This window comes from bacterium, assembly GCA_035505375.1.
Taxonomy (GTDB): Bacteria; Hydrothermota; Tepidihabitantia; order Tepidihabitantales; family Tepidihabitantaceae; genus UBA2258.
Map to the genome: position 1 here is coordinate 25,968 of DATJQV010000039.1, position 15,795 is coordinate 41,762.

Annotated in this window: 13 protein-coding genes; 7 read left to right on the forward strand and 6 right to left on the reverse strand. The window is 62.2% G+C overall.

The genetic code is table 11. From position 1 onward, the window contains the following. Nucleotides 1–20 precede the first annotated feature (20 nt). From VMH22_06310 to VMH22_06335, 6 genes are all read left to right on the forward strand, one after another. Nucleotides 21–569, forward strand: a complete 549-nt coding sequence (locus VMH22_06310; GenBank protein HTW91306.1) for a hypothetical protein — start codon at nt 21–23, stop codon at nt 567–569. A 98-nt stretch (nt 570–667) separates the two neighbouring features. Then, nucleotides 668–1,378, forward strand: coding sequence for an ABC transporter ATP-binding protein (locus VMH22_06315; GenBank protein ID HTW91307.1), 711 nt, complete (start codon nt 668–670; stop codon nt 1,376–1,378). A gap of 118 nt (nt 1,379–1,496) precedes the next feature. Further along, entirely contained in the window at nt 1,497–2,786 is a 1,290-nt protein-coding gene (locus VMH22_06320) for an ABC transporter permease (protein ID HTW91308.1), read from the forward strand. A 59-nt stretch (nt 2,787–2,845) separates the two neighbouring features. Beyond that, entirely contained in the window at nt 2,846–3,286 is a 441-nt protein-coding gene (locus tag VMH22_06325; protein ID HTW91309.1) for a CpXC domain-containing protein, read from the forward strand. A 308-nt stretch (nt 3,287–3,594) separates the two neighbouring features. After that, nucleotides 3,595–4,317, forward strand: coding sequence for a redoxin domain-containing protein (locus VMH22_06330; GenBank protein ID HTW91310.1), 723 nt, complete (start codon nt 3,595–3,597; stop codon nt 4,315–4,317). Nucleotides 4,318–5,218: 901 nt separating this feature from the next. Further along, nucleotides 5,219–5,422 carry a hypothetical protein gene (locus VMH22_06335; protein HTW91311.1) on the forward strand — a complete coding sequence of 68 codons (204 nt, stop codon included), beginning with the start codon at nt 5,219–5,221 and terminating at the stop codon, nt 5,420–5,422. Between the two features lie 185 nt (nt 5,423–5,607). Here VMH22_06335 and VMH22_06340 read toward each other — a convergent pair whose 3' ends face one another. Further along, on the reverse strand, nt 5,608–6,003 hold the full coding sequence (locus tag VMH22_06340) for a T9SS type A sorting domain-containing protein (protein ID HTW91312.1): 396 nt from the start codon (nt 6,001–6,003) through the stop codon (nt 5,608–5,610). Between the two features lie 658 nt (nt 6,004–6,661). Between VMH22_06340 and VMH22_06345 the strand changes: the two genes are divergently transcribed. After that, nucleotides 6,662–7,915 (forward strand): ABC transporter substrate-binding protein, encoded by a 1,254-nt coding sequence (locus tag VMH22_06345; GenBank protein HTW91313.1) that lies wholly within the window; start codon nt 6,662–6,664, stop codon nt 7,913–7,915. Nucleotides 7,916–7,983: 68 nt separating this feature from the next. Here the strand turns inward: VMH22_06345 and truA are convergent, their stop codons facing one another. The 5 genes from truA to VMH22_06370 form a co-directional block, all read right to left on the reverse strand. Then, on the reverse strand, nt 7,984–8,790 hold the full coding sequence (gene truA, locus VMH22_06350) for a tRNA pseudouridine(38-40) synthase TruA (GenBank protein ID HTW91314.1): 807 nt from the start codon (nt 8,788–8,790) through the stop codon (nt 7,984–7,986). Nucleotides 8,791–8,880: 90 nt separating this feature from the next. Further along, nucleotides 8,881–9,243 (reverse strand): TraR/DksA C4-type zinc finger protein, encoded by a 363-nt coding sequence (locus VMH22_06355; GenBank protein ID HTW91315.1) that lies wholly within the window; start codon nt 9,241–9,243, stop codon nt 8,881–8,883. After that, the gene (gene ileS / locus VMH22_06360) at nt 9,243–12,215 is read right to left on the reverse strand and encodes an isoleucine--tRNA ligase (protein HTW91316.1); all 2,973 of its coding nucleotides are present in this window, start codon (nt 12,213–12,215) and stop codon (nt 9,243–9,245) included. Before ileS ends, VMH22_06355 begins: the two co-directional genes overlap by 1 nt. 67 nt (nt 12,216–12,282) lie before the next feature. Continuing rightward, entirely contained in the window at nt 12,283–13,755 is a 1,473-nt protein-coding gene (locus VMH22_06365) for a PQQ-binding-like beta-propeller repeat protein (protein ID HTW91317.1), read from the reverse strand. A gap of 233 nt (nt 13,756–13,988) precedes the next feature. After that, a complete protein-coding gene (locus VMH22_06370) occupies nt 13,989–15,794 on the reverse strand; it encodes a PQQ-binding-like beta-propeller repeat protein (GenBank protein ID HTW91318.1) in 1,806 nt (601 codons plus the stop codon). Nucleotide 15,795: the final 1 nt, after the last annotated feature.

The following is a 15,795-nucleotide window of genomic DNA, read 5'->3' on the forward strand; positions in this document are numbered from 1 at the left end:
TGAGGATGGACAATACCGCAATGATTAGCACTCCGCGGGCGGTCCTTCTTACTGCCGGCTACGTGATCGCCGGACTTGTCGCGTCTACCGCCGTCGGGTATCTGGGCAATCCCGTTGAATTCTTCCATTCCCTGGATGCAGCGCTGCCGTTTCTTGTACTCGGGTTGATGGGTGCGCTAATCTATGCCTCGGTGCAGATGGGCCGTGCCTGGTACGCGGTCCTGGTTATTGTGCTCTGGTGTCTGGTCCGCTCGGCCCTGACCGGCGATCTGTTCGGGTTCCGGGGTCCGGCCGCCTATGCGGTGCCGATCGGGCTTGCCTTCATGGTGGGGACCTACGCACAGAAGTCGCTGACCCGCCTCAAGTTCGGCCGGTTCATCGGCATGGCGCTCATCGTCGGCTTCGGTCACGCGTTGTACATGCTGGCGATTATCCTCGTCGGGTCGGTAACGACGCCCATCCATACGGTCCTGGAGCAGACGTTCCTCGGCCTGAAGCTGGGCGCGGCAACCGGGCTCGGGTTTGAGCTGGTTGACCTTCTCTGGCCCCGCCTTGAGGAGGAGGAGTAGCAGGAATGGGTCACTACTCATCACGCAGCCCATCGGTCCCTCGCCACGTCTTGCCCGGATGAAGACTCACTAGCGCCGCTGTGGAATTCGCCTGCTCGGTGCGCGACCTCGCCCGCAACTTCGGTGCCCTGCGGGCGCTCGCCGGCATCTCGTTCGACATCAAGCCCGGTGAGGTGTTCGGTCTGATCGGTCCGAACGGGTCGGGTAAGACCACGACCCTGCGCATCGTTTCGACTCTGCTCCGACCTTCTTCCGGCAGGGTCAGCTTGTTCGGAATAGACGTCGCGGAGAAGCCGGGCGAGGCGCGGCGCATGATAAGCTACCTGCCGGAGGATGCCGGCGCGTACAAGAACCTGTCCGGGCTCGACTATCTGCGCTTCATGGCCACATTCTACACCGATGACAACCGGGACCGCGACGCGATGGTCGAGAGGGCCACGGAGCTCGCCGGCCTCGGCCCGCGCATCCGAAACCGGGTCAAGACCTATTCGAAGGGCATGGCGCGAAAGCTCCTGCTGGCGCGGGCCCTGATGATGAAACCCAGGCTGGCAGTCCTGGATGAGCCGACCTCGGGCCTTGATGTGTCCAATTCGGTCGGTATTCGCAACCGGGTCCGGGAGTACGCGCGGGAAGGGACGACCGTGCTGCTCTCCTCGCACAACATGCTGGAAGTGGAGTTCCTGTCCGACCGGGTCGCGCTCATCAAACAGGGCGAGATAATCGAGACCGGCGCACCCGAGGAACTGAAGCAGAAGCACGGGTGCAGAAACCTGGAAGAAGTGTTCCTGAAGGTGGAACACCTGCAATGACCAATTCCCAATTCCTAATTCCTAACGAATGCCCAAGGGCGGGCAGTTCGGGATTGGTCATTGGCCGCGTTTGGTCATTCGTTAGTAATTGGGTGCTAGACATTAGGAATTCCCTCTCATGAGGGTTATCACCAACATCATCCTCAAGGAAGCGCGGGAGCTTCTGACGCCGCAGATGCTGGCGCCGTTCGTCGCAATCATGGTGGTGTTCGTGTTCATCGGCAGGACGATCCGGGGCGAGCGGGCCAAGTCGTCGCAACCGCAGACGGTCATCGTCGCGGACAGGGACAAGACCGCCCTGTCCGACAGCGTGCGGGCAGGGCTGGCAAGCGACCAGACCACCGTCGTCCCGGCCGAGGGAAATCTTGACCAGTTGCTGGCCCTGGCAAAGGACGCCGGCGCGACCTGGCTGGTGGTCATTCCCGAGAGCCTGGAGCAGCGAATACAGGCATTCAAGACCGCGCAGGTAGAAGTCTACAACATCGTCCACAGCTTCTCGATCATGCAGATGGAGAAGGGCGTGAAGCTCAAGTCGCTCTTCGATGCGGCGAACGAGCGGCTGGCGCGGGCTCAACTGGCCCGGGCCTATCCCGGCACCAACCCGGGTGACCTGCAGAACCCGCTCCGGACCTCCGAGTTCGTCGTAGTCAAGGACAGAGTCGCGCCCGGCAACGCCGAGGTGCTGAGCGGGCTGGTGATGTCCCAGACTTTCATGATACCCATCGTCCTGCTGCTCGTGCTGGTTTACTCGAGCCAGATGATTGCCGCGTCAATCGGACAGGAGAAGGAGAACAAGACGCTCGAGACGCTCCTGACCGTACCGATAAGCCGGACCGGCATCGTCATCGGGAAGATGGTGGGCGCGGCGCTGGTGGCGCTGGTGGTCTCCGGACTCTACATGCTGGCGATGGTGTACTGGACCGGGTCTTTCGGCGCGGAGATGAGCGCGCCGGCCGGAGCCGCCGCCGCGTCCGCGATTTCCCAGCTCGGGCTGAGTCTCGGACCGTTGTCATACGTGTTGCTGGCGGTGGGGCTGTTCCTCGCGGTGTTGTGCGGCCTGTCGCTCGCGACTCTGCTGGCGATATTCGCCGACGACGCGAAGAGCGCGCAGATGACGGTGATGCCGCTGATGATGGTCGTCATGATTCCCTACTTCCTCGGCATGTTCATCAACGTCGAGGCGGCGTCGCTGCCGATAAAGATAGTGATGTACGCGATACCCTTCTCGTACCCTTTCCTGATGCCGAAGGCGATGCTTTTCGGTGACTACGGTCTGGTCTTCATCGGGTTCGCCTACCTGGCCGTATTCGCCGCTGCCTGCATCTTCACCGCGGCGCGGCTGTTCAGCTCGGACCGCCTCCTGACGATGAAGCTGCGCTGGCTCAGATGGAGGCGGTTTGGCAGCTAGGAGCGAGGAGTGAGGATTCCTGCTGACTGGTGCCTGCTGACAGCCAGCCAGGTGCAATCATGTCCGTGAAGGAGACGGTCGAGGCCCGGTGCCCGGCCTGCGGCGAGGAAACCTCGACCACCGTCTGGCGTTCCGTGAATGTGACTCAGGACCCGGATGCCAAGGAACTGCTCCTCGCCGGGAGCGTGAACGTGTTCCAGTGTCCGAAGTGCCGGTACGAATCGATGCTCGATATCGACTTCCTCTATCACGACATGGAGCGGAAGTTCTGTGTGCAATACTACCCGTACGAGCGGCTTGCGGACGACGGCTTTCTAGCGAACTTCACCGACGATGCCGAACCGGCGATTGCGGTTCCCGACGGGATGCAGATGAAGCCGGGCATGGAATACATGATGCACCCGCACATCGTGTTCGACATGGGCGAGCTTGTCCGCTACGTCGCATTCCGCGACCGGCTGTCTGACCCGGGTTGCGCAGAACCCGAAGCCGCAGGTTAGCTCCTTCCGCTCCGCTGTTCCAACCAAGGTTTCACCTTCAGAGCCGCGACACGGTCAACCACAGAATCCACGGAGAACGCAGAGCGGGCGAAGCCGGTGTCCGGTTCCGGCCATCAGTATTTCTGTGCCCTCCGTAGTTCAATGCCGGATTCAGCATCGGCGCAACTTGACTCCCCGGGAGGGGGGCATAGAATTTCATGTTCCTCTAAGTCATGACTTGTGCCGTAACGCCGGCACAATGGAGGTATTACTATATGCGTAAGTCTCTACTGGCGCTGGCTGTGCTTGCTGCTATCCCCGCCATATCGATGGCAATAGGAGTAGGCTCAGTGGCACCGAACTTCACGCTGCCCGACACACTGGGCGTGAACCACTCGCTCTACGACTACCAGGGCAATGTGGTGCTGCTCCAGTTCTGGGAGACCTGGTGACCAGGCTGTAACGCGGAGTTTCCGCGTATTGCGCAGATGATGCTGGACTACCAGGGCCAGAACTTCGTCGCGCTCACCGTCGACATATATCAACCGATCGATAGCACCAAGACGAAAGCCCGGCTGTATCCGTTCATGTGCTTGGACGATGCTTCCGGTACGGTCTTTACCAAGTACAAGCTATCATCGGGAGGCGCGATCCCGACCAACTACGTGATTGACTCGCACGACACGGTCAGATACACGCTTGAAGGGTTCAATGAGGCAGCCGAACGCGCCGCCATCGAGGCGTGGTTCACCGGCATCAGCGAGACCCACACCCAGCCGCTTGCGTTCACGCGTATCGGCGCGAACCCGGCAGTCGGGCATAGCGCGGTCCAGTTCAATCTACCCAAGGCAGCGAATGTTACCGTGCGCGTCTATTCGACTTCGGGCGCGCTCGTGCGGACGCTCTTCAACGGGCAGATGCCGGCTGGTGCGAACACGGTCAACTGGGACCTTCGGAATGACGCGGGCAGGACGGTCGGTAACGGCCTGTACCTGTATGAGCTGAACAGCGGCTCGCAACTCGCGCAAGCCCAGGTTTCGGTTTTCAGGTAGCGTCAGCGGTTCGATAGTGTCAGGCGAGGGCCGTTCCGGCCCTCGCCTTCTGTATCGGCACGGAGTGCGGGTCGGGAGAACTCCCTTTGAAGCTCGTTAGAAAGCTCGTTTCAGAGCTCGCCGGGAAGCACCGTAGAATGCATACTCGAAAGCTCACTTCATAGCATCTTCCATTGCTTAGCTCAAAGCTCCTTACATCGCATCGCGCATAGCTCATCTCAAAGCTCAGCGCATTGCTTCTCGCATCGCTTGCTGCAAAGCTCAGTCGAAAGCTCGCATCAAAGCTCCTCGAAAAGCTCAACTCAAAGCTCATTTCAAAGCTCGCTTGAAGGCTTCTTCAATCGCTCCTCAGAAGGCATGCCCCCAGGCGACCCCTATATGCGGATTTGCTGTCCTGTGCCTTGCCTCAACCGGTCGATAATACGACAGTTACGTCTCCTACTCGTTCATCGCTAATTCGTCAGTTCTTTTCTCCCTCCTCCGTTCGTCATCAGGCCTTTGGACTTCGCGCTCTCCTGGCGTGCGTTCACTGGTTCAGACACGAGAGGCCCGCGACATGGTGGCCGTCATCCACTGAACCGAGTTCCCGCCTTCCGCGTATGACTGGAGTGCGGCCCGAGTTTGGCCGACGGGCAGGGAACAGGTGAACCGGCGTGTCCGCCGCTTCGGCTTGCCAGAGCAGGGAATCAGCATCTACAAACGGTGCATCACCACCTGTAAGATGGCAGCTCAGTTCTGGGTATGCGGCAGCGGGGCTACGGCCTTTCCGAGAGAATGCGGTTCTCTAGTCGGCATCATGCGGTACTGACAGAGCCTACGCACGAGACCGGCTGCGGGTCAAAGCATTCTTGTCAGAATTGGGTGGCTGGAGGCCGCCCTGAACTCAGCCTTCGCAGCCTCATTGAAGGCGCGACTCATCACTGCACTCTACTCACGGCTGAACGCGGAAGTGAGCGAGGCGCTCACGGCCGCGTTGGGCCGGCCGCTGACCGCGACGTTGAAGTCCGGAGTCTACGCGGCGTTGGTCGCAACACTGATCGCGCTGCTGAGTGCCACGCTGAATCCGGCGCTCTGTCCGGCACTGAGACTCGCACTAAGTCCTTGATTGACGGCCACATTGAAATCCCCATTGTATGCGGCTCTGAATGCCGAAGTCACCCCCGGATTGACTCCCCCCGTTCCGATTCAAGTCCCGGCTCAGGTTGACTGCCAGCACCCCTCAACAGGGCGGAGCGGGCTTTTCCCGCCCCTACCCTGTCTACTGCCTACTGTCTACTGTCTACTTGCGGCTCACCTCGTCACTACCGCCTTCTTCACGTCTCGGAAGCCCGGCGCGTCGAGACGAAGGAAGTAGATTCCGGCAGGAAGAGCACCCGAAGGTAGCTTGGCCTCGTACCGGCCCGGCGCAACATCGCCTTCTCGAAGTGACCTGACCAGCCTGCCATTGGCATCGTACACGCCGAGGGACACGACCCTCACCCCTTCCCTCTCCCTCTGGGAGAGGGCGAGGGTGAGGGACGAAGGTACCTCGTAGCGCACCGTGAATGTTCCACGGACCGGATTCGGGGCGACGGAGAGCGACCAGCGGAGCGGCGTTTTCCGGGTTCCCTCCGCCACGCCGCCGCCGACGAAGGTGATGACGCTGTCGGAGATGTCGTACTGATGGCCCGGACTAAATAGGGGCACCTCCCTATTTTCTAACACCCTTGCCCGACGCCATCGCCAAGTGGAGGGTGCGCCAGTTGGATGAGGTCATCCTCACGGAGCTTCGGTTCAAGCTGGTAAACGTGCAGGCGTAGGGCGGCTTTCAGTAAACGGCTGACGGCTTGCGGCTGAAGGCACAGGCGTGCACCTCACACCAACGCTCTCCTCAAGCGAGGAGAGGAAGAGCGGAACGTCGGCGAGGAGCGCGTGTCGGTTGCAGTCTACGTGATCTGCAGTTGTCATTTCCGGGCGAAACCACTCCGTGCTCGGCGCCCCGCGGGAGCGAGCAGGGGTGCGCAACGCAGTGTAGGAGCGAGCGGGGCGACACTCCGTGTCATCTGGGCGATTTGCGGTTCATCGTCTCTTCGTACATTGTTCGTTCGTCCTGCGTCGATTCTGAATTCTGGTTTCCAGATTCTGCTCAATCCGGATCCTGAATCTGCGCCATCCGCGGGTGTCGCAGGAGAGATGCCTACACTTCGTCAGACTCCGGTCGGAATGACAGGGCGAGGCGACTGATTCGCGTCGGAATCCGTGTTCATCCGCGGTTGCGGTGCGGGCCTTGGCGCTCTTGGCGGTTTCACTTCAGCTTCGGGAAGTGACGGGTTGACTGTCCGAACGACGGTTCTAGAATTACAGCATGAGCGGCAAGATATGCGGCGTCCTTGTTCTGGCAGTGGCCGTCATCGTCGGATGCAGGAGCACGTCGTCGAAGACGACCGTGACGTTCTGGCACGCGATGGGCGGAGAGTCGGAGAAGACCCTGAAGGCGATGGTTGCCGAGTTCGAGAGCACGCACGTGAACATCCATGTCGAGCTGGTCGGCATGGGCAACTACGACGCGCTGTCGCAGAAGCTCATGGGCGCGGTCGCCGCAAAGAACACTCCCGTCATCGCGCAGATGTACGAGAATTGGACGACCCAATTGCACGCGGGGGGGGAACTGGTCTATCTCGACAGTTTCGTGCACGGCCCGAACGGCCTGAACGCGGAAGACCTCGCCGATATCTATCCGGCCCTGCTCGAGAACAACACCTGGGACGGCAAGCTGCTGACCCTGCCGTTCAACAAGAGCGTGCCGGTCTACTACTACAACGTGCCGATGTTCACCGCCGCCGGCTATCCCGAGTTTCCGAAGACGTGGCCGGAGTTCAGGGCTGCGGCCATCAAGCTTACGAAGCGCGACGCGGCCGGGAACGTGGTGACCTGGGGTGCCGCGGGCGGGACAGACATCTGGATATTCGGTTCGATGCTGGCCCAGCGCGGTGGACGATTTCTCGACCATGAGGACGGCGGTCCGTTGTTCAACAGTAAGGAAGGCGTTGAAGCGCTGCAGTTCCAGGTGGACATGGTGCTGAAGGACAAGGTCCAGAACACGGACGTGGGCCGGACCCCGATGGACGATTTCCTCGTCGGCAGGATGGCGACCTTGACCGGCAGTTCGACCTGGCGCGCTACTGTGGTGGACAAGGAGTCGTTCCCGGTCGGAATGGCGCCGGTGCCGACATGGGACAAATCGGCGGCAATCGTCTACGGGACGAACATCGGCATGTTCCGGCGGGCGACGCCCCAGCAGAAGGCCGCAGCGTGGACTTTCATCAAGTGGTTCACCAGTCCGGAGCAGCAGGTGGAGTGGTCGCTAGGCACGTGGTACGTTCCCATTCACCGGCGGTCTCTGGATGACCCCAGGATGAAGGAGCGGTTGGACAAGACGCCGGGGCTGCGGGCTGCCTATGCCCAGATGGACTGCGCCGTGTTTGAGCCGCGCGGGTTGAAGTGGCTTGCCGGCCGCATGGCACTGGTCGAGGAGCTTGAGCAGGCGATGCTCGGCGCCAAGACGCCGAAGCAGGCGTTGGACGACGCCGCGGCGCGCTACGGGCGCGGCTCGAAATAGCCGAAAGCCGCGTCTCGCGCAAGTCCGAAACACGAATTCCGAATGACGATTGAAACCCGAATCACGGACTAGTATTCGACCGAGTCGAGCAACAGGCCGCAGGCCGGAGCAGTCTGGAAGCGGGGAGAGGACTTGCCGGCCAGCGCGGCGCGAATGTCCTTCTGAGTCAGTCGGCCTGAGCCGTTCGCGGCCAGCGCGCCGACGATTCTTCTCACCATTTTGTAGAGAAACCGGTCGCCGGTAACCGTGATGGTTACCTCATCTCCGACCGCCTTCAGCCTGACCGTCTTGACAGTGCAGATGCCGCTCCCGCAAACGGGGACAGTCCCACGGAGCGCTTGCGTCGAACTCAGCGCGGGACAGTCCACGTTTTCGCGTTTTCGGCCCAACTGGCAGAAGGGCCGGAAGTCTCTCCGTCCCTCAAAGAGCCGGGCGGCCTTGAGCATGCGCTCGGCGTCGAGCGGGTAGCGATACTCCCACGCATGGCGGCGGCGCAGCGGAGACATCGCGCGCACGATTCCGTAGACATAGGTCTTGCGCTTCGCGGAGAAGCGGGCGTGGAAGTCAGCCGGGGCTTCTTCGACCGAGATGACATGGATGTCGCGGGGCAGGAAGTGATTCAGGGCCGCGCGCAGGCGCTCGAGATTGGCGAATGGCGATTGGGAAATGGCGATTGGCAAATGGAAGTTGGCGACGTAGGCCCGGGCCGACACGCCTGCGTCGGTCCGACCGCAGCCGCAAACCGTGACCTGCTTTCCGACTATCTTCGCCAGCGCTGATTCGATCTCGCCCTGAATCGTCGGCTGGCCGGGCTGGTACTGCCATCCGGCGTAGTTGGTGCCGTCGAACTCGACGGTCAGCTTCAGATTGGGCACAGGCAGGGCCGCAGGTTGAGGCTAAGGTTCAGGTTGAGGCCCAGAATGACCCATGTCCTGTCTTGACCTCAGCCTCGACCTTAGCCTGTTCTACTTGCGTTTCTTCAGGCACTTCATGCAGAAGCGGGCGTGGGGCACGATATCAAGACGGGCCTTCGGTACGGCCCCGCCGCAGGACACGCAGACCCCGTAGGTGCCGTTGGCGACCCGTTCCAGCGCATCCTCGATCTGGCGCAGCGTGTCGGTCTCGATGGTCTTGAAACGTGACGCCATCTCACGCTGGTAGTTCTCGGTGCCCTGATCGGCGGAATGGGTGCGGTGGGTGGAAAGGTCACCGGTCTTGTCCGGACCGGCGGCTTCCATCACCTCATCGGTTGCCCGGCCCTGTTTCAGCATCCGTTGTTTCTCGGCCAGCAGCGCCTTTTCGTACTTGCGCGTCTCGCGTTTGTTCATTATTCCCTCACTCTCTTGAGCGCCAGCTCGGCCGGTTCCCGGTTGATTCTCGCGCTCTCCCGGATGTCGGGTTCGGGCAGCGGCTCGTCGGACACGACCACGGCCAGGGTTTCGCGTCGGATGTATTCGTCGAACGCGTGCACGGCCGCAGCCAGGCGGGGCGAAGCCTGACAGTGGAGTAGAATGCGGTCGGTGACCTCGAACCCGGCTGACTTCCTAAGATTCTGGATCTTGTGAACGAGTTCCCGGACCAGGCCTTCGTTCTCCAGTTCCGCAGTCAGCGTCGTGCAGATGCCGACCGCGTGTTCCGGGTTCTCTTCGACCGTGTAGTCGCTCGGGAACTGCGCGCCCTTGTCGCCGAAACGGATGTCACGGACATTCAGTTCCTCCTTGATGGCGTCGGCGTGATGGAGGATTGCCTCTTTCTCGCCAGGGTCGTTCAGCCGGACCAGTACCGCCTGGAGCGGCTGGCGGACCTTGAGTTTCGACTTCTCGCGCGCGGCCCGGCCCAGCGAAACGACTGAGCGGACGAGGCCGACTTCTTTCTCCAGGTCAATATCAATGAGCGACGCGTCCGGTTCCGGGTACGCGGTGAGATGGACCGACTCGGGAATCGGGGCCCGATCCGGATTGTCAGACACTCCGGCCATGTCCCTCGGCCGGACAAGGTTCTGATACAGCTCCTCGGCGAGGAACGGCATGACCGGCGCGACCAACTTCGTGAGTGTGACGAGGCAGTCGTACAGCGTCCGATAGGCGGCCTGTTTGTCGGTGTCCGACGCCGACTTCCAGAAGCGGCGTCGACTCCGCCGCACGTACCAGACCGACAGGTCGTCGATGAACTCCTCGACCGCACGCGGCAGCGACGAAGGGTCGAAGTCGTCGAGCCGCTCACGCGCGAACTTCACGAGCGAGTTCAGGCGCGATAGTATCCAGCGGTCGAGGTGCGACAGCGCCTGCGGCTGGGCCGCGAGGGATTCCGGATTCACCCCGTCGATATTGGCATAGGTAACGAAGAAGCTGTACACGTTCCAGAGTGTGAGCAGCTTCCGGCGCACTTCGTCGCCGAGGGCATAGCCGAAGTTCAGGTTCTGGACCGGGTTCTGACGGCAGAACGCCCAGCGCATCACGTCCGCGCCCATGTGGTCAAAGGCCTCGTCGGTGTCGATGGCGTTGCCCCAGGACTTGTGCATGTCCCGGCCGTCCTCAGCTTTCATGGTGGCGTAGCCGAGGATGGTCTTGAACGGCGAGCATTTCTCAAGCACCGTGCTCATGGTCAGGATGGCGTAGAACCAGTTGCGGAACTGCCCCGGGAAGCTCTCGGTGATGAAGTCGAACGGGAACCAGTCCCGCCAGTAGGGGTGGTCGGTGAGGTAGTGCGTGGTCGAGAAGGGCACGATGCCGGCGTCGAGCCAGGGGTTGCCGACGTCCTTGATGCGCGCCACCGGCCTGCCGCACTTTCCACACTTGATCCGAATATCGTCCAGCCACGGCCGGTGCGGCGTGTTTCCCTCGAACCGCTCCCAGCCGGAGATGGCTCGGGACTTCAGCTCTTCCCGGGAGCCGATGACGTCGAACCAGCCGCACTCGCAGCGGAAGATGGGCAGGGCAAGCCCCCAGTAGCGCTTCTTCGAGATGCACCAGTCGGACATGTTGCTGAGCCAGTCCAACTCGCGCGCCATGCCGAACTCGGGAATCCAGCGCACCTGGCGGGCCGACTCCTTTGTCTCTTCGCGCAGGGAGTCCATCGCGACGAACCACTCATCGACCAGCCGGAAAACCAGTTCCTGACCGCACCGCCAGCAGACCGGGTAGCGGTGAGCGTAGTCCTCGACTCTGAACATCAGGCCCTTCTGTTCAAGGCTGTCGAACACCGGCCGGGCTGCTGCCTGCGCGTCCATGCCCTTGAGCCAGTCGAACTTGTCGGTGAAGGTCCCGTCCTCGCAGAGCGGTGCAATGACTGCGAGGTTGAACTCCTTACCGAGCAGGAAATCTTCCTTGCCGCAGCCGGGGGCGATATGGACGATGCCGGTTCCCTCGGCCGCGCTCACCTCATCCCATGGAATCACTCGGTGCTCGACGCCCTGCTGCGGTCCGAGCTCGTCGAACGGGCCGTCGTAGAGCAGGCCGACGAGTTTCTCGCCCTTGAGTTCCTCGACGGTCTCGGTCCCTTTGCCGAGAACGTTCAGCAGCGGCTTCGCCACGACGTAGATATCGCCGTCCTTGCGCGCGCGGACGTAGTCGAGTTCGGGGTGGACCGCGGCGGCGACGTTGGATGTGAGGGTCCAGGGCGTAGTTGTCCAAACCAGCAGGTATTCGCGCTCACGACCCTTGATCGGGAGGCGGAAGAAGACCGCCTTGTGGGTCAGTTCCCGGTAACCCTCGGTCGCGATTTCCTGGTCGGAGATGGCGGTTCCGCAGCGCGAGCACCACGGCATCACGTCGGTCCCTTCGTAGAGCAGCCCGCGCTCGTGGCACTTCTTCAGGAAGTGCCAGATGGAATAGTTGTTCTCCTCGGCCATGGTGAAGTAGGAGTTCTCCCAGTCCATCCACTGGCCGAGCCGGATCGACTGCTCGGTCTGGACCCGCGAGTACTTCCGCACCCGTTCCTTGCACTTCTCGACGAATCGGTCGATGCCAAATGCCTCGATATCCCGCTTCGACTTGAAACCCAGCTCCTTCTCGACTTCGACTTCGACCCAGAGGCCCTGGCAGTCGAAGCCGTTCTGGTAGCGCTGGTCATGGCCGAGCATGGCGTGGTAGCGCTGAAACACGTCCTTGTAGGTCCGGCCCCAGGCGTGGTGCACGCCCATCGGGTTGTTGGCGGTAATCGGGCCGTCGAGAAACTTGAACTTCGGCCGGCCGCGGTTGCGCTCAACCAGCTTGCCGAAGATGCCGTGGTCGGCCCAGAACTTGAGCATGCGCGGTTCGATTTCCCGATGGTCCGGCTGGCGAGGAACGGGTGTGAACATCAGGATTCCAGCGTTTCGGGATTCAAGGGGTCCAGTTCCCGGCACTCGGTCGCTCTGCCTGAGTTATTCACTGCGCCCGGCCCGTGTTGGTGGCGTCGTGCTGGTACATCGGCCAGACGGACTGGGCCGGGGCGTACTTGCCTGTTACGCACCATACGGCAAAGCCGTCGCCGACGTAGATGTTGCCGTCGGCGTCGAGCTTCGGTGCCGAAAGGGCATACTCGCTCGCCTGCGGTGAACCCGTACCCAGACCGCAGGCCCAGTGGTACGAACCATCGGGGTTGACCGCGTAGAGCGAGTCAACGTCCTGCGCCGCGATCCCCTTCTTCTCGGCCGCGACCAGCACGTAGACGTAGCCGTCGGCGGTGACGGCCGGCGTCGAAACGGTGCCGCGCATGACTGGCGAAAACGTCCAGACCAGGATGCCGTCAGTCCCGAGCTTGCTGAGCACGCCGCCGCCGCCGATATAGACGCTGCCGTCAGGACCGACTACGGGCCCCGAAGCGTCGGCCCCGATGGCGCTGGACCAGCCTCCGGTGCCGTTGGTCAGGTCGATGGATTGAAGCGTTCCCTCGATGGAGACTGCGTACATGACGTTCCGGCCGGCATCGATGGCGACCGGCTCGACCGACTGGGCACCCAGGCCGGCCGTCCACTTCTGATGGCCATCGGTCGGGTCGAGCGCGAAGACCGTACCGTCCGAGTTCACGGCGTAGACCGTGCCGTCGGTGCCGACCGCGAGCGCGGCATTGCCGCCTCCGTCGGCGAACGTCCAGAGCCTGACCCCGGTCGAGCTGTTGAGGGCCACGACCATCGAGTCGTCGGTCTGGAAGTAGGCCGTGCCGTCGGCCGCCAGCGCGCCGGTGGCATTGACTATCCCGACCGAGTCGCGCCACTTGACGGTGCCGTTCGGATTGAAGGCGTAGATGAATTCGTCCGCACAGCCGGCGAGGATTGTGCCATCAGTGGTGAGTGTGGGCGCAGCCCAGAAGTCGGCGTAGTCGGGAGAGGTGAACGCCCAGGCTATTGCGCCTGATGGTTTGCGGGCAACCAGGGCGCCGGGGGCGTTACAGGTCAGGTAGGCAGTGCCGTCGGAGCCGAGGGCCAATGTGTTGGAGGTGAAATCGGCCGAGTCGCCGCTCTGGGGGTCGACGAAGCCGGTTTGCCACGCGACCGCGCCTTCGGCTGTCACGCTGACTTTCAGCGGCGCCGACCAGCCCGATGCCTTCTGGCTGTTCTTGGCCCGCGACCTGATCTGGAACGAGCCGAGGCTGTCGTAGGAATGAGTATCCGCGAACGCCACTCCGCCATTCATGAGGTCCGACCATGCGGACTGGCGGCCGTCGCCCCAGTCGAACTGGTATGATATCTGAACACCGGACGGGTCGGTAGTCTGCGTGCTGCAGGCATGAACCGAGTGAAGTTCCCAAATGGCCGGTCCGTGGGGCACGTCGGGAACGAGCGGCGCCCTACCGCAGGCGCCGACCAGCAACGCGGCGAGGGCGATGATCAGAAACGGCAGGCGTCTTCCGGATTCCACGTTTCCTCCATGACTTAGTATTGGCCTGCGGCGGAAGGTCGTGAGGCCCGACGTTAGAGGCGGCATTGACCTCTGCAGGCAAGTTACAAGGATACCCAGGAAGCGGCCACTGTCAATTGAGGGGCGCGCGAGCAGGGCCATTCTACCCCGCGAGAGCGGAGTCCGCCGTCTCCCCGCGCCCCGGCGAAAAAAGTCGGGCCCTCCGAAGAGGGCCCGCGCAGTCCAAGGGAGTCCTACTTGCTGCCCGCCGAGCCGGTGTTGCTGAGGTTCCTTTGCCACTTGGGCCAGGGGGCCGACGCGTCGAGCGGGCCCGCGGTGTAGCCGGCCACGCAGTAGACCGCGTCGATGCCGACCACGATTATGTTGCCCGTGCTCGTAATCGACGGATCCGGGTTGTTGCCGGTCAACCCGGCGATTCTCGCCCGGCGGTGGTGGAAGGCGGCGGTTCCGCCCAGGTAGCTGGAGCAGTCACACTTCCAGATAAGAGTGCCGTCGGCCTGGTTCATGCAGTACAACACGTCGTTGCCGTCCTGGGCGTACACGTAGCCGTTGGCCGCGACGATGGGCGCGGTTTCGAACCCGATGCCCGGGCAAAGCGAGTCATGCCAGTTCACGGTGCCGGTCGAAGGATTGATGGAATAGAACGTGCCTTCGTGGGAGCCGACAAAGAGCGCCGACTGGCCGAGAACCGGCCGGTCACCAATGTCGTTGAGCCTGGCAGACCACTTCACGTGGCCGCTGTCCGGGTCGATCGCATACACGTACGGGGAGTCCGAGCCGCAGTAGATCGTCTTGTCGCTGCCGATGATGATACCATTGACCTCGCCGTAGGGTATCAGATGCGAGCGCCAGATGGGCGAACTGATGCCCTTGTCGAACTTCGTCAGGTAGCCGGAGTCGGTGCCGACGAGGACATTGCCGTCCGCGTCCACTACCGGGGCGTCGACCACATTCGCGTTGAGGCCGTACTTACCCGCCATGCCGGCAGACGAGCCGTTGTCGGTGAAGTGATACAGGTTGTGGTCCTCGCGGCCGATGTAGATGTCGCTCCCGCTCAACGCCGGTGCACCCCACTCGTCATTCTTGTTGGTATCTTGCCAGGTCCAGGCCGTACCAAAGCTGCTGAGCGAGATGGCGTAGAGGGTCGTGTCGTCATCGCCGACGATGATGTGCCCGCTGGCGTTGAGCCCGGGGTCGCTCACGAATTCGGCGTTGGCTCCCTCTACCGTAGATGCGCTCCGCTTGATGGCCTTGTTGCCGGCTTTGATGGCATAGAACTTCTGCTCGCCCGTGCAGCAGCCGAGAATCAACTCGTCGGTGCCGTCGTTGGCTACGATTATGGTCGAGCTCATGGACGCTTGTTCGGTGGGGCTCTGCCATGACCACAGCACGCCGCCCGACGTCGTGACCGGAATCCGTATCGTGTCGGGTTTGGACTTCGAGCCTTTCCAGTCCTGAACCCAGACTACGACTATCGCCGCCGAGTCGACATTCGTGAAGGTGTCGCTGACCGCGAACTGACCGGGTGAGGACGAGAGCCCGGTGGTGGTTTTCCCATTCGGCCACTTCACGATGGCCCGGACGCTGTCGTAGTCGGGGTCCGAACCGAAGACCACGAAGTTCGTCATGGCGCCCTTTACCGCGAGGTACGGGCGTTGCACCGAGTCAACTATCGGCCGCTGATTGAGGATGACCTTGACTGACTTGGGCTGAGAGAAACCCGAAGCCTTGGAGGGGTCCGCATCAAGGATCGCCTGCGCCTTCACGTCGAAGGTGCCGGCCGTGCTCCAGACGTGGTCCACTTCCGCGGTTTCCGCGGACGCGTGGCTGACGTCGTCGGTGTCGGTCGAGTCGGTCCAGTTCACTACGTAGCGGACATTGCCGCCCGCCGTGGTCGTGAGACTGCACGGATAGGTGGCGAAGGTCCAGGTCGAATCCGGGCCCCACACGCTCGGAGTAGCCGGCGGCTTCTTGCAGCCGGTCATGCACAAGACAACCGCAAGTACAAGGACTGCTGCCGACGTCTTTCTCCAACTCACG